Origin of the sequence: Massilia alkalitolerans DSM 17462 (assembly GCF_000427785.1) — a bacterium.
GTDB lineage: Bacteria > Pseudomonadota > Gammaproteobacteria > Burkholderiales > Burkholderiaceae_D > Telluria > Telluria alkalitolerans.
Genome location: NZ_ATYR01000015.1, coordinates 93,968 through 109,704, shown reverse-complemented (window position 1 = coordinate 109,704; position 15,737 = coordinate 93,968). Strand labels below are relative to the sequence as shown.

The following is a 15,737-nucleotide window of genomic DNA, read 5'->3' as shown; positions in this document are numbered from 1 at the left end:
AGATCCCTGTGCTTCCGTGCTTCATTAATTCTTATCTAGCGGCCGTGCGTCGAGTGAAGATCGACGGCCAAGAGGACATCGGCAGCGACGCGAATTCGTCAGCGAACTTCTTCGCTTGCTTCGCGATCACACCGAGCCCAAAAACAACCCGCAGCCCCTTCATCGGCTCCGCGCGGCCCGCGTACACTGGCTCGCTCACCTCTTTCAGCGCGATTGCAAAGTGCGAGGCCTTGGACGACCCCCACACAGACTCGATGTAGTGGGAGTACTCGAGCAAGCTGGCGTGGAGCATTCGCGCATCGGCCTTCGCCTCTTCGGATGCATCCGAAGAGGCCAGCACGTGGCCGATGGTGCGCATCAAGTGCGAGAGGTCAGACTGCTGCAGGTCCGGCAGGTACGCCAAGTGCGACGCACCCCCGGCGAGCTCGGATTCGTCTGCACGAACCAGACGGCTGGCGAGCTCGCCGATATGGTTGACCGGATGGCAAAACACACATTGCGGCGAGAAGTTCTCATCCGCGTTGTTGGCGTGATTGCAGTCCTTGTGGTGCACCTCCAGGCCGCTCCCCGACTTCACTCCGCATGCTTGGCATGTGTACGACGCGCGCTGCAGCACCGAAGGACGTTTCGCACGGTAGGCGGCGTCCGCCACCTCCGCTTGCGGATCGTGATCCCGGAAAGTGTTTCGGCTGACGCCTGGTACGAGTTCCGACATCTTGCTTACTGCAGGTTGACGGAAGAGTTGGAGGTGGTCGAGGTACCCACGAAGGTCTGCGTCATGGTGTCGGTGGTGCCGGTGAGCGCGACCATGAGGGCGCCGGCGATGAATTTGATGCCGATGCTGCCCCAGCTGGTGTCCTCGCCGGCGCGGCCTTTCGACTTCTTGAGCATTTCCATACCGGCCCAACCGATCGCAACGAGGCCGGCCAGGAAGAAGCCGTAAATTGCCAGATCCTTGATCACTGGCAGGTTGCTGGTGATTGTGCGCAGGCGCTCGAACAGGGTATCGGCACGCGCCGGCGCCGCAACCATCATGCCGATCGCGAAGACCGGGACCGCAACTTTCAGGAAGTGTTTCGAGAGTTTCATTTGGGATTTCCCTTAATTAGAGTGGTTTTTAACTACATATCCGGTGTATAGCCGAATTCTTTCTGCGTGGTTGCAACTAGATCATTGGGCCAACGAAACGCCAGAGGTTCACGCCGAACGCGCCTGCGATGATGAACACCGCTGCGGTCCATCCTGGATCCTCGACCTGGGTCTGCCCACCGTCGCCCAGCTTGACGATGAGGCGCGTGCCTTTGATGATGGCCAGCACACCCAGGGTTGCCATCCACGCCAGGACGCACTGGAGGATCATCTTCGGGACACTGTCCCCACCGCCCGGCATAACCGACATCGAGTTCGTCAGTGGCATCGCCTCGCCGGTCCAGGTCAGGACCTGCATGTTGATGTACGCATTGGCATTGATGAAGAAGGTCCCGACCAGGAACCTGGCCGACACAGACCCCCACCCATACGTGCGGCGAGCGTCGTTCCACCTGGTCATGCGGTGCGCCGCGCTCCCGACCAGAAACCAGCCCAGCGCCAGCGAGCAAACAGCGATCGCCAGCTCCTTGACGACAGCCGCCCCTTCATGAAACGAGGCCAGCAGCGTATTGAGGTCCATGTCGGTTGCTCCTTGCGATTACTGGTAGCGAACGCCGTTGACCTCAACAACCGGATTACCGGCTGCGTCGACCGCAATGTTCTGGACGGTGCCCAGCCCTGGCAGCGATTCACCACGCGACACGCGGTGCTTCATCCCGCCAAAGTCGACGAGTGCGCTGGTCACGCCATGGCGGGTGGACATACCGATCACGCGGACGCTGTCATCGGACAGGATCACGGGTTTCTTCGGTTCCGGCGCCACTTGGGCCACGACCTTCAATTTCTCGTGCTGTACCGGTGCCGGCGTCACCGCGGCCGCGCGTCGCGCAGCTGCCTTCGCCCGCGCACGCTCTTGTGCTTCAGCGCGCTCATAGCGAGCCAGGCGACGTTCGAGCATCGCAACGCGAGCTGCCAGATCCGCCTCAGTACGGGTCGGTGTCGCCGCCTTCGCCGAAGGCTCGGGCTTGGCTTTGGCCAGAACAATCTGTTCGGACGGCGATGCCGGTGTCGAGGCCTTGGTCGGGACCGGGGCCGGCGCAGGAGCGGCAGCAGCTTGCGGCTGTGCCAAAGCCATCTGGACTGGCTGTGCGCCATTTGGGGAAGGCGCTACGGTCGTACCGGCTGCCGCGGCGACGGCAGCCGCAGCGTGAGTGGAGGCGGCCGCAGCCGGCGACGGAGCAGGACCCACGGCAGCTTCAGGTGCCGTGGCTGGTGCCGGTGCACCTGCCGGCGCGCCGCCCATCACCGTCGCCGCTTCATCGGGAGTTGCGCCCATCATCGAACTGCCCGCGGTTGCCATCGCCGCTGTCGGCTGCGGGTACACCTCGACTTTCGGCGCTGTCGCATCGGCGATCACGACGAGACCGAGCAGTGCAGCGAACACGCCACCGATGCCGTATGCCACCTTCCGCTTGGTAGAGAGCTTCTTTTTTTCCTTCTTCACTTTGCCGATTTTCACATTCGCGGCCGCCGGTGCAGGCCCTGGCGCGCTCGGCGCTGCGGCGCCAGCGGTACCGAGCGGGTCCATCTGGTCACCCAGGTTCGGCTCAGCAAGGTTCGGCGGGTAGAGGCGATCGTCAGACATACTAGGGTTCCTTATTTACTTGTTATTACGTGCACGGCCGGCGAGATTGGACTGATAAACCGACTCTTCGAAGACGATGCCGATCTGAGTACCCGATGCGAGGGTGACGTGGCCGTCCTGCGGCCCGGTCGCCAGCGCACGCGAGACCTGGTTCGCGCCCGACGAGTACATGGCGTTGCGGGCCTGCTCTGCCGACGGCGTAGGCGTTTGCTGGCCGCCGGTGACGATGCCAGCGCCACCAGCTCCAGGGATCGGGATCGCGATGACAGTAGTTCCCACCTGTGCTCGCGCGCCGGCGTAGGCTTTCACGCCCTCGGCCAGGACTGGGAAAACATAGCGCTGCATGTAGCGGCCGTCGTATTCACCCTTGACCACGTCCCCGGCGACTTCCCCGTCCATCCCGTAGGCGACGACCTTGAACGTGCGGCCGTTGAAGGATGCGGTGTTGAAGTCAGCCTGGAAGCCCTGGGTACCGATTCGGCGCGCGGCGCCAGTGAGCACTGCGCCGGCCAGTGGCCCGCTCTGGATGCGCGCACGCAACTTGCCTGGCGTATCCGAGTCGGTGGCGCTGATCATCTCCGCGGCGTATGGCTGTTCGTAGGCCTTGATCACCATGACGTCATCGCTGTCGTGCTGGGCGCCGCCATTACCCTGCTCCTGGGCGCCCCGCGCGCCGTTGCCGTTGCCAGAAGTCTTGCTCGGCTCGCGCACATAGGTCGACAGGACACGCTGGCCGCTACCGCCACCGACGCCCCACGCATCCATGATTCGGTTCATCTGCTTTTCGAGTGCTTCGACCTTTGCTTGATCGGTCGACGCCGCCGCCTGCGTAGGCGCCGAATTTGGAGAGACCGGCGGCTGCTGTGGCTGTTGATCCAGTCGCACTTCACCTGGCTGCTGCTGGATCGAAGGGGTTGACACGGTGCTCACCGGAGGTGTGTTACCGATCGCGCTCTGGCCGCCACTGAGCGCCGCGGCGATCCGCGCATTTTCCTGTTTGCGCAACTCCTCACGGTCGGCCTCGCTCAGCATCGTGCCTGGGATGGCCTCCGCCGGCGCTTCGACGACGTTCGAAGGCTTCTTTTCCTCAGCACTCTCACCGCCGGAGAACAGGACGATCAGCAACGAAAACGCGGTAACGACTACCCCGCCGACGATCATCATGTTGCGTTTGCCCTTGGGGTCCCAGCGTGGCTTGCTCGGTTTTGGCTCAGCACCTGCGCCGCCAATCGCATCATTCGAGACCGGTGCGGCGCCCGGTGCCGTGGTGTCGTTCGAATCCATGATTTCCTTCTTCAGTTACGATTTAGTGCGGCTTGCGACTGGCGGGATGTACGGCAGCTCGAGCACAGCGTTGACTTCACGACCATCGACACCCATGCGAACCAGGGACGTGTACGGCATTTTGTAGACGGCAGTACCGTCGACGGCGGCCTGGCGGCTAAACCAGCCAGGGCTGAAAATCGTGTGTGGCGTGCGCATGTAGAGATGGCCACGCCACATCCAGGCCAGAGTCGATGCGACCTGGTTGACTTTTACCTCCACGGCACCTTCCGGCGGGATGCCCATCAGGAAGCCCTGCATTTCGCCAACCTGGGTGCCGCCATCGGCCTCAAGGCGATCACCCGGCAGGACGGTCTTCGCCGCAGTCAGCACGGGAACGACAGCCTGGATGACGCTATCGACCGTCTTGCTGGTGCTGCCAACGCGCACTTGGAGGAGGATGGGATTAGGGACACCAGCCAAGCGGATCATCATGTTGCCCTGGCCGCTGATTGCTTTCGCCGATACTTCAACTGTCGATGAACCACGTTCCTTCACCTCATCGGTCGCGAGCACGCCGATATCGAATGCGTAGGAGAAGCTCTTCACGCCGTCGACAATCAGCGGCGAGCCGGAGCGGTCAACGAAGGTGATCAGCGCTCCGTGGTTGAGCGCAACTTCAACCGTCTGCGGGCGAGAGTTCGGCTCGAAGCTAATCTGCATGATCCTGCTGCCCCGAACCGTGTACGGTCCGCCCGGCGTCTCAGCCATCGCACGCGCAGTCTCCACCATCGACTCGCCGAATTCACGGATCTCCTGCGGGGTCATGGGTGAGACGCGATTGCTCGCTTCGGCTGCATAGTCGGTGGCCGGCAACTTAGGATCTGGCAAAGGGCCTCCGACGACACGGCGACCGCTACCCTGGGCGCCAGCTCGCGGGCCGGCGCCGGATGGACCGATGTCTCCCGACGGGCCACTCGCAACTTGACTGCGCTTGGGAGGGTCGAGCCGCTGCCAGTTCTCCTGTGCTGCTTCTCGGGTAGGAAAATTTTCGACGACGGCTGCGCGCGACGGCGCAGGCTGGGCCGTGGCGGCACCTTGTACGTTTTGTGCGCATACAACAGAACAAGCACAGGCCGACAAAGCCACGACGGATGCTTTTAAGTTCATTGGGGGGACCTTCAGAGAAAACTACGGCCGGCAACGAGATTGATGCTCTGGCGGAAAGCGAAGATGGAGAACAGGTACTGGCGCACGAAGCCGTTAGGCGCTTTACGCAAAGCGTCGATCAGCTCCTGGCGAGGGCAGACGTAGGGGTCGATGTCCTCGATCCAATCGGCGTACTCCGGGTGCTCGAGCAGGACGCGCTCATGCTCGACCTGGCACAGCTCAATAACCTTAACCTCGTCCGCCCCTGCCATGGAATCCAGTTCCGCTTGGCTCAACACCGTGGTTGTAATATTCATCCGTAAAACTTCCTCTTCTGCAAGACTGGTCGGCTTAGGGCTGCCAGGGGACCAGGACGACATTTTGAAGGCGAATCCCTTCGATGTGCGAATCGTATGACACCCTCACGATGTCTGATTGGAATGCGTAAGACACTGGCCGCGACGTCGTGTTTGCCTTCCCGCCACGATACCCGATATCGATGACACCTTGAACATGAAAGACGTTGCGCGCGGAGGCTCCAGTGCCGGCCACACTTCGCGCATTGATGAAGGGCTGGATGACGAAGCTTCCGGCCAGGTTGGCGTTGCTATCCTTCATCTTCTTCAGGAACGGCTCGAGGACCTGGCGGACCGATTCGGTGCCGCCGCCAGTGAAGCACTCACCGATCGAGCGCTCCACAGTGCTTTGAAAGTTGTGGAAGGCGTGATTGAACAGCCCGTTGATGCAGTCGCCAGCCATGCGGGTGATTCGCGCGTCAGGCGGATCGTTCTTCGTAAGCGAAAGCACTGGGTAGAAGCGGCCCGCAGGGTCGAGAGCCACGCGCTCGCGCTCTGGCTTGCTGGTCATTCCCATGATGCCCACAATGAGACCGAGAGTACCGGCGACGAAACCCAGTGCCGCCCCGCCGACGAGCTTGGTATTCAGCTCACGCAGGCGCGTCACCTCTTTATGCAGATCGATTCCGAACAGATCCGCAGCATTTTGCTGGCTCGACATTATTGCTTGGCTCCTGGCGTATTGGTGACCATCTTGGTTACGACCAGAGGGTATTCGCGGCCGTTGGAATCCATGCCAACAAGACCGGGATCTGGGCGACTGAAAACTGCGACACCAACAGCAAGGGCGCCCAGTACAAACCAGACGCCCGCGAACACCACTACTTTGGCCAGAGCAGCGTTCAGGGACCGCTGCTTGAGGTAGGTTTCGTAATCGCTCTCGACCACCTGCTCGACACTGCTCTGCTCTACTGCTGGCACTGCAACTCCCTGATAGAAATCGACGTTTTATTGTCTTCAGGCAAGATCATTTCATAAAGCTTATCTATGGTCAACGTCAGGGCATTAGGTGTCAGGACCTACCTAACGCCTGCAGAATAGGCGTAATCCACGTTTCTATCTTCATGAATGCATTTTTGTGCCATACTAATAGAACGTAACAACACAAAAAAATTTTATGAATGAGAACAGCTTTGTTGCAGTCGGGCGAATCGAGCGCATCACCAGCACTCCGCGCAGCCTCACCTTGCTCATCGGCGGCGCCGGCCCAGTCAAATCTTTGGTCTCCGTTCAACTTCGCGATGCGGGCCTGATCAAACTGGTCTCCACCCCTGGAACTGGCTTCGCCACCGGCGACATCGTCAGCGTGGGAGGCCGCCTGGAGTATGACTGTGAGACTGGCCAGAACGTCGCTGTCGCCGCGCCCGACCGCGTCTCGCGCATCGTGCGCGCTGGCGCTGGCGCTGGACTGGCGTCTGCTGCGCCCGCTAGCAGCGGCGCATCCTTCTTCGGGCACAGGACCAGGCAAGCACCTTCAGGGCATCCGGTCGACCCGGCGAGCATTCCGCCAATGCCGGACAACTTCCCTGAATACCTCACCGGCTCGCCTTTGCAGCTGGAAGACGTTCCGAGCTAAGCGCAGCATGACCGCTACCGATTCATCTCGACCAGACAACATTGAAGGGTGTCTACTCGACCATCAACCCGATTGCGCTCGCAAGACCTCTCCGGCGACTGGCTTCAACAAGCGCGAGTTTGCCAAGCTCGTCGCCGCGCGCTTCGGCGTCACCCTCGAGGAAGGCGTTCTGTTCTTCGACGAGATCGGGCAGCGCATGGGAGAGAGCCTGGCTGGAGGCGAAACCGTGTTCTTGTTCGGACAGGGCACCCTGAAGGTGGTCAAGAGCCGGAGCGCCAATGAGGACGTCCGAATCCGCTTCCGGCCAACTACTCGCACCGAGCGCGCAGCGACCGTCACCATCGAAGGCATGCCAGGAATCGCGACCGGGGTAATCACGGATGCCATCCCGATCAAAAGTGTGTCGGCCGGTGCGCGCGCTATCCAGGTGGGCCGCGCGTGCACGGCTCAGGGTCCTGACGGGCGGCTGGTGCTTTACATCGACGACCGCGGTCGTTTCCGCGGCCTTCTCTTGACTGAGAACGCGGCACCAGTCGAAACCATCATGGACACGAAGAAGGCAGCCAAGGAATGGCTGCGCGATGCCTTCACGATGACCGCCGGGTGCAGCCAGGCCGGGACTGGCCTTTAGTCGCCCGATCGTTCAACGCGGCGCTTCGGGCTCGACGTCGAAATCGTCGAGAGGTGGCGCCGGCACACTTACGGTGATCTGCTCGATCGGCTCGAACCCGGCTCCGACCAAATCCTCGGAATACCCGCATAGTCACCAGCACTCACGACGGCAGCCTGCACGGCCGCGCGCACATCCAGCTCGCTCATCCCGGCCGGCGCGCCCAGCGTTACCATCGAATTCGGATCACCATTATCGAGGTGCACGACAGTCGTTGCATGTACATCGCGCTCGGCCACCCTTTCACCCTGCGCCACCAGGTCAGCGAACGCCTGGCAGAATAGTAGCGGGTGATTCGTCAGCGCTTCGCGCACGGTCGGCGCGCCGCCCAGGGCGGCCGCCTGGGACATCTTCTCCAGCACCTTCTGGAGGTCATACGAGTGAACTTCCTGGCCACCCACGGCCCGCGCCGCCACGCGCTTCCACCTCCACTCTTGCACGCCACCGCCATCGACCGCCGCGCGTAACGCTTCGCCGACCGCGTCCAGTGCGATCTGGCTCACTACCGCGGTGCCGTCACCAGCCGTGCTCGGCCGGGCCGAAGCGCGCAGCGCAGCAAATGCGTCGACGAGGCCCGTGGTGACTGGCAGTGCTGCCGATGCTTCCCGCGGCTTGGCCGGCGCCGCCGCGAGTACCTGCGACTCGGTCAAGACGTTGCTAAGGCCATCGAGCACGGCGTCCAGCGGGTGGCCTTGCTGGCGCAACCGCGCGACATCGTGTGCACGCTTCACGATTTCCTGGATCTGCTCTTGCGAGAGTTCGACGAAGGACGTACGTATCTCGCCCTGACTGCCGAACCGGTTCACTTCGATGCGCATGTGTCGCTCCTGTCAGTTGAATGCGTATTCCGGGGTCTCGAGCTTTTCGGCATGCTCACTGCCGTCATCCTGGCGGTCCTCACGCCGGTTCACGGCGTTGACCAGGTCATCTTCGGATTCAGCCTGGCTGGCCACGAAGCCTTCCTTGTGCGCGCGGACGATCTTGGCGAGGAAGTCGGTAGGCGAGACGCCGCTACCGCGGATCCAGCTGCAGACCGACTTGACGAGCTCCTGGGCCTTCGGGAACACCTTCGACAAGATCCTGCTGGCGCCGGCCTTGGCCTCGACGCTCATTGCTAGGCTCTCGACACGGGACAGCGGCATTTTTCCTTTGCGCCACAGCGCATACGCGTGGGCAGCCGCTTCTTCCCAGTTGCCCATGGCCTGCTTGGCGGCCTTGAACTCGCCATGCGACAGCAACAGGCGCACGGTACGCACCAGCAGCGGTGATCCATACGCGAACTGCCTTTCCACGTCTTCACGCTCTCGCGCACTGAAATGGTGGTTCAGCACCAGGTGGAAGCCTTCATGATCCAAGGCGGCGACCGGGTCTTCTGCGTTGAAGGCAATCCGGGCGGTGTGGCCGACGAGCTCGGCTGCGGGACGATGCTCTTCGTAGGCCGACATCAGCTCGCGAACGACCGAGACACGCATGCGCACGTCTTCGCCCAGGGTCGCGTCCGCACGCAGCTGCAGCGCCTTCTCCAGCTGGGCCGCGCGCACCGGGTCGAAACTGGCTTGCTCGACGACGCGCGCATAGGAATACACCGGCGCGCCCGCGGTGAACTTCTCCCGCATCTCGGCCGTTACCGGCATCACGGCCAGGCGACGTGGCTCGCCCTTGAGGACGAAGTCGGCCAGGTGAAGCTCGGACTTGAACGGCTTGGCCAGCTTCTTGCCCAGGCTCGGCACGATCTTCATGTAGTACTCGTTGAGCCCCTCGGCGCCGAAGCGACCACCGTTGGCCATGTCCTTGCCGTTGATCCAGGTCATCTGCCCGCATTCCTGCTCGACGGCCAGGAGCATTGCCCGGCGCAGCAGGAACGCGGTCCAGTGCTCGGTCTCAGTCACCAGGGGCGCGCGCTTGTAAGCGCCTTTCCATTCGTAGGCTCGGCCCTTCTGCGCCCAGTCACTCTGCAGTTCGTGCACGAAGAGTGTGCGCACGCCTTCCATCATCTTCACTGACCAGCGCATGTGCGCGAAGTCCGCGCGCGCGTCCGGGCACATGCTCTGCAGGTGCGACGAAAAGTGCGTCTGAAGCGTGATGCCCTGCGCCACGTCGTCCTGCTGCCTGATGAGGTCATTGCGCCGCGCGTCGAGTCGGAACACTGCGTCCGGATCTTCGCCTAGCTTGTCAAAGTCGAAATTCAGGGCGGCGATGCGGTCGTCCAGATCGGCGATTCGGTCGGCCAGGTCCTCGTCGACAGTAGGGAAATAGAACAGGCTTTCGTTGTAGTCCTCGCCATCCTCGGCAAAGGAATATCCTCGGTAGTGGACATCTGCACCAGTGAGCCGCGCTTCTTTGATCGACGGCAGCGCATAGGACGCCACCTCCGCCAGCTCCTCACGAGTGACCTGGCGCTTGCCCTGGTCAGCGAGCCATGCGGCAATGCCGGAGTCCTCGATCTCGGACTGCTTGATACCCTTCTGGGAGAAACCGTTGATCACGTGGATCCACTGTGCGGCCTGCAGCTTGGCCTGCTTGTAGGCTGCGATTTCCTGAGGCAGGCGCCAGGAGAACAAGGGATAAGCCCCGCCCGTGAGTTGAAAGACCTTCTTTGCCATGTTGCTGTCACCGAGGTTGTATCTGATGCTCGGCATAGTGTCACAAGCGGCTCAGCACTTCAGTGCAACCACGCCTGTCGGCACCAGCACCGCACCAGGCATCGCACCAGCATCGCAGGCGCGAAGTCGTGCACCCCAGTGGCGTGGTTGCAGAGACAAGCCCGGCCTGCCACCGTAATGTAGAGGCTTGCCGACGCAATCGCGATCGCGCTGACCTCAGCAGAACTGCTGCCGAAGGTCCGAAAATGCCGATATACTGTGTTTTTATACAGTTACGACTAAAAATACACGGGTGCGATGTAAAAAATTGCGCTATTGGCGATTTTCCGGCAAATTCGCCATCGCTAAAATGTGTTTTCTAGAGCGTGCCTTACGGAAATTCCTATGACCCAGCCCTCCCCTTTCCTCAGCAGAACCCAGCTTCTTCGTTCGAAACAGGTCCTCAATAGCGCGAATGTGTCGAAGGCGTTGTCGATTACCGAGCGCTCTGCGGCGAACCTCCTGCAGCGTTGGGCGAACGAAGGCCTGGTGCATCGCACTGCACCAGGGTGCTACATGAGTGCGTCCGCCGAGGGCGATAAGGAAAGGCTGATCCTCGAGAGTCTGGCCAAGAGCGTAGGGAGGAACATCCTGCTGGTCGGCGCCTCGTCGCTGCGGCGGGTGGGCTGGTGCGATACCGAGACCCTCCATGTCGCCGTGCCCCTGCGGCCCTCGCGCACCATGCCGCGGGTGCGCGACACCGTCATCTATCCAGTGGGCGCCAAGGTCTGGCTGCAGCTGTCGAAAAATGCGGTCTCGATGGATCTGGACAAACCTCCTCTCCTGCACCCTTTGAGCCAGATGCTCTGGTGGATGAGCGAGAGCTGCCCGGTCGAGATGCCGGCGCCAACACGAATGAACTGGGGTGCCATTGCCGCGGAAAAGCAGGTGCAAGAGGCAATGTACAGGCACTGGTCAGAGGACCTGGAGCCTGACTTCGACGTCAAGCAGCTGTACGAGATGCTACATATCGATCGGCTGACCGGCAGGACAGCGGGCCGGGCCGAACCACCCGATCATATGGACTTGGGCGAGGACGATCCAGCCCGCTTCACGGCCTGACGAGAAGGCGTGAAAACTCCCTGGTACAGCGCGGCTGATCTCGCTACGGGACATCCGCTTTAGAAAGCATTCAGATAGCAGATCCAGCCCGCGCCAGCTGAGCCAGCTGTGCCGGCCCAAGGCTGGACTTCAACCCGATCTCGACGATCGCGCCCGTCGCTCTTTCCAGCTCGCTGGTGGCCTGGTGGACCGCCAGTACGGCCGCGGGCTCCTGATCGATGAAAATGCGCAGCTTGCCCTCCTCCACCAACAGCATGCCGGGACCGAGTTTATTCGAGTCTAGTATTCTCCGCACCGCTTCTGCATTTAAACTGACCACAGTAGTCACTTTATACTCCTATATTCGGCCGACACGAGGTCGACCCCAGTTATTTCGAACTCTTCTTTATTGCGGCCCCGGTCAAGTAAGGCCTGCAGCCAAAGCGGCGGCTTACCACGACCGGACCATGTTTCGCTCCCGTCTGGGGACCGATACTTCGGTTTTACCTGAGACCGCCTGTCTGCTGCGGTCCGTTCACTTTCCTGGACTGCGCCATGCGCGGCTTGTGCTGTCACAGTCCGCACAAAGCCTAGCTCGGCCGCGCTCAGGCCATAAATCTTGATCTTCTCGCGGACATCGGCGATCGCCTTGGCGCGGTGCTGCGCGCGCAGCTGGTCGACGCGCTGCTTGGCGCGCTCGAGCTCCTCCATCGCGCTCAAAAGCTCCTTGTGTTCCGGTGCTTCGTCTTCGATTCCGTCTGACACAATCCCTCCGGTTATACTTCAGAATACTGAGTATATTAATGCATGAACTAAACTTAACGTCCAACCGGAAATAATATTTATACCGCGTTCTATCGCATGAGCTGCGGACTTTCGACCTCGGTGGACTCATCGTGCTCAGCGGCATACATGGCGCATGCAACGAGCGCCTCAGCCGCGCTGGGAAACGAGGCCTCCGATACCAGGCCATCTTGGCCGGCCCAGCGATACGCGATGAAGCCCGGCTGCCGAACTACTCCATACCCGAGCGCGCCCAGCTCCTGGGCGATCGGCGCCAGCAGCCCATTGGCCTCGCAGCAGTCCAGCCACGCGTCTCGATCCGATGGGAATGTCAGTTCAGACTGCCGCATGCCGGCGCCGGTGCCGGACGCCATCCAGAAGTAGCTGTCAGCCTCATCCCCGTTTTCGACCGCGTCCCAGACATATACGCGAAATCCAGCAGCCTTCGCGAGCTGCCGGAGCACGTCGCTCGGGCCGATGTTGACATCATCCATTGGCGATCGCCGCTACCTGGATGGATGGCGCCGGTGCTGGCGCTGGTTCACGAGGCCCCAGGACGTCAGCAGCGATCTGGGCCACACCCGGCTTCGAACGCGACTGGTAGCGAAGCGTACGGATGCCCGCCGCGCTCATGTATCCGTCGCGGATTGCATCACGGCTCGCCACGTGCGTCCGGTCATCCAGTTCGATCACCAGCACCAACGCCCACTGGGCGTCGAAGATGGCATAGTCGACGACCTTCTGCGAGATCCGGCGGAAGTCGATCAGGCGCAGCTTCGCATCTGGCGAGGTCGGCTCGATCAGTGCATGCATGGCCACCTGGGGACACACGTGCATGCTAGGCAGCGCACGCGCGATGCGGCCGTAGAACTCCATCTCGTTCGGGGTCATGACCGCGCGCCGGCGGTACCGTTGCTGTGCCGCCTGACGTGGCACGAGGACGAACCAGATAGCCGCTGCAGCGGCGGCCACGATAAAAAATGCAGTGAGAAGCTTCATCTGTGTGGTCAAAGAAAGTGCAGTGGAATGCCGTGAGCGCATATCCCAGCACTCCACGGCATGCAGGCGGTATGTCAGTCGAAGAACAGCTCGACCTTGTGATCGCGGGTGAGCTTGTAGCCGGCCGAGAATCCCTTCCCCGTGCGCGTGCTCAGGAAGCCACCACACACAGGCGTCTTCTTCTTCTCGATGAGATAGTCCGCCTCCACGTCGATCATGCTGCGGCCAGAAATCGTCCGGTTGAAATAGAAGTCGCCCTTCTCACACGCGAATTTCGCCTCCAGTGCCCGCATGGTTCCCTTGCATTTTGGGCACACCTGCTTCAGCGCCGGCGCGGCCGCCAGGACTGCAGGATCGGCTTCCTCGCGCGGCGGGAACTCGAACTCGACCTTCCACTCGTTCGTAAGCTTGAGCATTGCCGAGAACGGCTTGTTCGACTTGGTGCTGACGAATCCGTCCAGCTTGTCGGTGAGACGCTTTTCCAGCAGCTGGGCGACCTCGCCCGGCGCCAAGGAGCGTGACAGCAGCTGCCGGCGGACCTCGAGGCCACACTGGCGCTCGCAGGCATAGGACGAAATTCCACCCTTCACAGCGCCGCCACACTTGGGGCACGGGACAGCCAGGGTGACAGCGTCGACGGCAGGCGCCTTACCGCGGATCGCATCGAGCATGTCACGGGTAGCCTGCTCGATCTCGTGCATGAACGCGGTGCGCTCATACTTGCCTTCGCTCATGAGCTGAAGCTTGTATTCCCACTCGCCAGTCATCGCCGGCGACGTGAGCGCGCCGACGCCGATCTGCCGCAGGAACGAGATCAAGTTGATCCCTTTTTCGGTCGGCACCAGGTTGTTCTTGTCGCGGACCAGGTACGGCTCTTTGGTCTTCCCGCCGGCGCCGGCTGTGCTCAGCAGGCCCTCGATCGTCGCCGCACGGGTCGCCGGGGTACCCAGGCCGCGCCCGGCCATGGCTTCGCTCAGCTCGCTATCGTCCACCAGGCGGCCGGCATGCTCCATCGCAGACAGGAGCATCGCCTCGGTCATGCGCTTCGGCGGCTTCGTCTTCAGGCCTTTGAGCTCGACGGTTTTGGTGACCACTCGCTCGCTTGGCGACACCGGTGGCAGTGCAGGCGTCTTGTCGTCGTTGTCGATCAGCGCGCCGTACACAGCCTTCCAGCCTTCGAGCTGCATGACGCGACCGCTGGAGCGGAACTGCTCGCCTGCCACCGTGGTGATGCGTACCGTCTCCAGATACTCGGCCGCCGGGTAGAACGCCGCAATGAACCGGCGGGTGATCATGTCGTAGATCGCTTCCTCGGCCTCGGTCAGGCCTTGCGGCTTCAGCCCAGTCGGGATGATCGCGAAGTGGTCGGAAATCTTGGCATTGTCGAAGATGCGCTTGGTCGGGCGAACCCACTCGCTGCGCAGCGCGCGCTGGGCGTGCGCCTCGTACTTGGTACCGCTCATGTCTGCGAGGATCTGCTTGGCCGGCTCGACGTAGTCTTCAGGTAGGGCGGTGGCGTCGGTACGAGGGTAGGTGGTTACCTTGTGGCGCTCGTACAAGGACTGAGCAATCTTGAGCGTGTCCGCAGCCGACAGCTTGAACTTCTTGTTCGCCTCGCGCTGCAGGGTAGTCAGGTCGAACAGGCGCGGCGCGGCCTCGGTCGACGGCTTGGTCTCATCCCGCACCGACGATGGCGCAGCCCCGCGGCATTTTGCCTGGATCGCTTCGGCGTCCTCGCGCTTGGTGATCCGGTACTTGCTTCCCTCCCCCTCTTCGCCCGCGCCCGCAGTGGGGTTGGCGTTGTACCAGCGGCCGGTATAGTCGCCGGCGGCCGCGCCGAACGTCCCGTGCACTTCGAAGTAGTCCACTGGCTTGAAGTTGCGGATCTTCTCTTCCAGGTCGACCAGGATGGCCAGGGTCGGGGTCTGCACGCGGCCGGTTGGCGTGGACTGATATGCGCCCCGGATGATCTGGTGCAGGATCGAGACGCCGCGCGAGCCATTGATCCCCACGAGCCAGTCGGCCTCGGAGCGGCACCGGGCGGCATCAGCCAGGCGGTCGTACTGAGCAGCTGGCGCCATGTTGGCGAAGGCCTCGCGAATCGCATCGCTGGTCATCGATTTGAGCCACATCCGCTTACAGGCCTTGCGGCAGCCGGCGGCCTCGTAGATCAGGCGGAAGATCAGCTCGCCTTCGCGGCCGGCGTCACAGGCGTTGACCACCGCGGTCACATCCGGGCGGCTCATCAGCCGTTGCAGCATCTTGAAGCGGGCGAGCGCGCGCGGATCGTCGATCGGGCGCACTTCGAACTGCTCGGGGATCACGGGCAGGGTTTCCAGGGACTTGCCGCTCTTGTCTGCGCCTGGCGCGATGACGGTGGCCAGGTGGCCGGCGGCGGCCGAGATAACGACGTCGGCGCGCTCGAAGCCGTCCGCGGTCTTGGTGCAGTTGCCGATGGCGTTCGCGATATCCGCGGCCACGGATGGTTTCTCAGCAATGATAAGGGTCTTGGTCATGGGGTGCC

The 15,737-nt window shown here is 62.1% G+C and carries 19 protein-coding genes; 3 read left to right on the top strand and 16 right to left on the bottom strand.

The window, feature by feature from the left end:
* Nucleotides 1-31: 31 nt before the first annotated feature.
* The 9 genes from YWC_RS0116345 to YWC_RS32880 all read right to left on the bottom strand — a co-directional run bounded on the left by YWC_RS0116345 (nt 32) and on the right by YWC_RS32880 (nt 6,423).
* Nucleotides 32-715, bottom strand: coding sequence for an HNH endonuclease (locus tag YWC_RS0116345; protein WP_156923753.1), 684 nt, complete (start codon nt 713-715; stop codon nt 32-34).
* Between the two features lie 5 nt (nt 716-720).
* Nucleotides 721-1,089, bottom strand: coding sequence for a hypothetical protein (locus YWC_RS0116340; protein ID WP_027866344.1), 369 nt, complete (start codon nt 1,087-1,089; stop codon nt 721-723).
* 76 nt (nt 1,090-1,165) lie between these two features.
* Complete coding sequence (locus YWC_RS0116335) at nt 1,166-1,669, bottom strand: hypothetical protein (RefSeq protein ID WP_027866343.1); 504 nt, start codon at nt 1,667-1,669, stop codon at nt 1,166-1,168.
* A gap of 18 nt (nt 1,670-1,687) precedes the next feature.
* Complete coding sequence (locus tag YWC_RS0116330; protein WP_027866342.1) at nt 1,688-2,734, bottom strand: hypothetical protein; 1,047 nt, start codon at nt 2,732-2,734, stop codon at nt 1,688-1,690.
* A gap of 15 nt (nt 2,735-2,749) precedes the next feature.
* Nucleotides 2,750-4,018 carry a DotG/IcmE/VirB10 family type IV secretion system protein gene (locus YWC_RS0116325; protein WP_027866341.1) on the bottom strand — a complete coding sequence of 423 codons (1,269 nt, stop codon included), beginning with the start codon at nt 4,016-4,018 and terminating at the stop codon, nt 2,750-2,752.
* Between the two features lie 15 nt (nt 4,019-4,033).
* Nucleotides 4,034-4,873 (bottom strand): DotH/IcmK family type IV secretion protein, encoded by an 840-nt coding sequence (locus YWC_RS0116320; protein WP_169728127.1) that lies wholly within the window; start codon nt 4,871-4,873, stop codon nt 4,034-4,036.
* A gap of 305 nt (nt 4,874-5,178) precedes the next feature.
* Nucleotides 5,179-5,463, bottom strand: coding sequence for a hypothetical protein (locus YWC_RS0116315; protein WP_027866339.1), 285 nt, complete (start codon nt 5,461-5,463; stop codon nt 5,179-5,181).
* Nucleotides 5,464-5,497: 34 nt separating this feature from the next.
* Nucleotides 5,498-6,163: a hypothetical protein gene (locus tag YWC_RS0116310; protein WP_027866338.1), complete on the bottom strand. Its 666-nt coding sequence runs from the start codon at nt 6,161-6,163 to the stop codon at nt 5,498-5,500.
* Nucleotides 6,163-6,423 (bottom strand): hypothetical protein, encoded by a 261-nt coding sequence (locus YWC_RS32880; RefSeq protein ID WP_156923751.1) that lies wholly within the window; start codon nt 6,421-6,423, stop codon nt 6,163-6,165. The genes YWC_RS0116310 and YWC_RS32880 overlap by 1 nt, the downstream gene beginning before the upstream one ends.
* A gap of 196 nt (nt 6,424-6,619) precedes the next feature.
* Here YWC_RS32880 and YWC_RS0116300 point away from each other — a divergent pair, with 196 nt between their 5' ends.
* Together YWC_RS0116300 and YWC_RS0116295 are read left to right on the top strand one after the other, a co-directional pair.
* Nucleotides 6,620-7,078, top strand: coding sequence for a hypothetical protein (locus tag YWC_RS0116300; protein WP_027866336.1), 459 nt, complete (start codon nt 6,620-6,622; stop codon nt 7,076-7,078).
* A gap of 7 nt (nt 7,079-7,085) precedes the next feature.
* Nucleotides 7,086-7,709: an HU family DNA-binding protein gene (locus YWC_RS0116295; RefSeq protein WP_027866335.1), complete on the top strand. Its 624-nt coding sequence runs from the start codon at nt 7,086-7,088 to the stop codon at nt 7,707-7,709.
* 68 nt (nt 7,710-7,777) lie between these two features.
* On the opposite strand, the gene YWC_RS0116290 is transcribed toward YWC_RS0116295, so the two are convergent.
* Together YWC_RS0116290 and YWC_RS0116285 are read right to left on the bottom strand one after the other, a co-directional pair.
* Nucleotides 7,778-8,566, bottom strand: coding sequence for a hypothetical protein (locus YWC_RS0116290; RefSeq protein WP_027866334.1), 789 nt, complete (start codon nt 8,564-8,566; stop codon nt 7,778-7,780).
* Between the two features lie 12 nt (nt 8,567-8,578).
* The gene (locus tag YWC_RS0116285) at nt 8,579-10,351 is read right to left on the bottom strand and encodes a hypothetical protein (RefSeq protein WP_156923749.1); all 1,773 of its coding nucleotides are present in this window, start codon (nt 10,349-10,351) and stop codon (nt 8,579-8,581) included.
* Between the two features lie 384 nt (nt 10,352-10,735).
* On the opposite strand from YWC_RS0116285, the gene YWC_RS0116280 reads away from it, so the two are divergent.
* Nucleotides 10,736-11,452, top strand: coding sequence for a hypothetical protein (locus YWC_RS0116280; RefSeq protein ID WP_027866332.1), 717 nt, complete (start codon nt 10,736-10,738; stop codon nt 11,450-11,452).
* 70 nt (nt 11,453-11,522) lie between these two features.
* On the opposite strand, the gene YWC_RS0116275 is transcribed toward YWC_RS0116280, so the two are convergent.
* The 5 genes from YWC_RS0116275 to YWC_RS0116255 all read right to left on the bottom strand — a co-directional run bounded on the left by YWC_RS0116275 (nt 11,523) and on the right by YWC_RS0116255 (nt 15,729).
* Complete coding sequence (locus YWC_RS0116275; RefSeq protein ID WP_156923747.1) at nt 11,523-11,780, bottom strand: hypothetical protein; 258 nt, start codon at nt 11,778-11,780, stop codon at nt 11,523-11,525.
* Nucleotides 11,777-12,196: an H-NS histone family protein gene (locus YWC_RS29740; RefSeq protein WP_051306512.1), complete on the bottom strand. Its 420-nt coding sequence runs from the start codon at nt 12,194-12,196 to the stop codon at nt 11,777-11,779. Before YWC_RS29740 ends, YWC_RS0116275 begins: the two co-directional genes overlap by 4 nt.
* Nucleotides 12,197-12,285: 89 nt before the next feature.
* Nucleotides 12,286-12,708 carry a hypothetical protein gene (locus tag YWC_RS0116265; protein ID WP_027866330.1) on the bottom strand — a complete coding sequence of 141 codons (423 nt, stop codon included), beginning with the start codon at nt 12,706-12,708 and terminating at the stop codon, nt 12,286-12,288.
* Nucleotides 12,701-13,213, bottom strand: coding sequence for a DUF2726 domain-containing protein (locus YWC_RS0116260; RefSeq protein ID WP_027866329.1), 513 nt, complete (start codon nt 13,211-13,213; stop codon nt 12,701-12,703). Before YWC_RS0116260 ends, YWC_RS0116265 begins: the two co-directional genes overlap by 8 nt.
* 74 nt (nt 13,214-13,287) lie before the next feature.
* Complete coding sequence (locus YWC_RS0116255; protein WP_027866328.1) at nt 13,288-15,729, bottom strand: DNA topoisomerase; 2,442 nt, start codon at nt 15,727-15,729, stop codon at nt 13,288-13,290.
* Nucleotides 15,730-15,737 lie beyond the last annotated feature (8 nt).

Bases quoted from the DNA above. Each gene is read 5' to 3' on its own strand.
- YWC_RS0116345 (WP_156923753.1), bottom strand. From the start codon at position 715: ATGTCGGAACTCGTACCAGGCGTCAGCCGAAACACTTTCCGGGATCAC.
- YWC_RS0116340 (WP_027866344.1), bottom strand. From the start codon at position 1,089: ATGAAACTCTCGAAACACTTCCTGAAAGTTGCGGTCCCGGTCTTCGCG.
- YWC_RS0116335 (WP_027866343.1), bottom strand. From the start codon at position 1,669: ATGGACCTCAATACGCTGCTGGCCTCGTTTCATGAAGGGGCGGCTGTC.
- YWC_RS0116330 (WP_027866342.1), bottom strand. From the start codon at position 2,734: ATGTCTGACGATCGCCTCTACCCGCCGAACCTTGCTGAGCCGAACCTG.
- YWC_RS0116325 (WP_027866341.1), bottom strand. From the start codon at position 4,018: ATGGATTCGAACGACACCACGGCACCGGGCGCCGCACCGGTCTCGAAT.
- YWC_RS0116315 (WP_027866339.1), bottom strand. From the start codon at position 5,463: ATGAATATTACAACCACGGTGTTGAGCCAAGCGGAACTGGATTCCATG.
- YWC_RS0116310 (WP_027866338.1), bottom strand. From the start codon at position 6,163: ATGTCGAGCCAGCAAAATGCTGCGGATCTGTTCGGAATCGATCTGCAT.
- YWC_RS0116300 (WP_027866336.1), top strand. From the start codon at position 6,620: ATGAATGAGAACAGCTTTGTTGCAGTCGGGCGAATCGAGCGCATCACC.
- YWC_RS0116295 (WP_027866335.1), top strand. From the start codon at position 7,086: ATGACCGCTACCGATTCATCTCGACCAGACAACATTGAAGGGTGTCTA.
- YWC_RS0116290 (WP_027866334.1), bottom strand. From the start codon at position 8,566: ATGCGCATCGAAGTGAACCGGTTCGGCAGTCAGGGCGAGATACGTACG.
- YWC_RS0116285 (WP_156923749.1), bottom strand. From the start codon at position 10,351: ATGGCAAAGAAGGTCTTTCAACTCACGGGCGGGGCTTATCCCTTGTTC.
- YWC_RS0116280 (WP_027866332.1), top strand. From the start codon at position 10,736: ATGACCCAGCCCTCCCCTTTCCTCAGCAGAACCCAGCTTCTTCGTTCG.
- YWC_RS0116265 (WP_027866330.1), bottom strand. From the start codon at position 12,708: ATGGATGATGTCAACATCGGCCCGAGCGACGTGCTCCGGCAGCTCGCG.
- YWC_RS0116260 (WP_027866329.1), bottom strand. From the start codon at position 13,213: ATGAAGCTTCTCACTGCATTTTTTATCGTGGCCGCCGCTGCAGCGGCT.
- YWC_RS0116255 (WP_027866328.1), bottom strand. From the start codon at position 15,729: ATGACCAAGACCCTTATCATTGCTGAGAAACCATCCGTGGCCGCGGAT.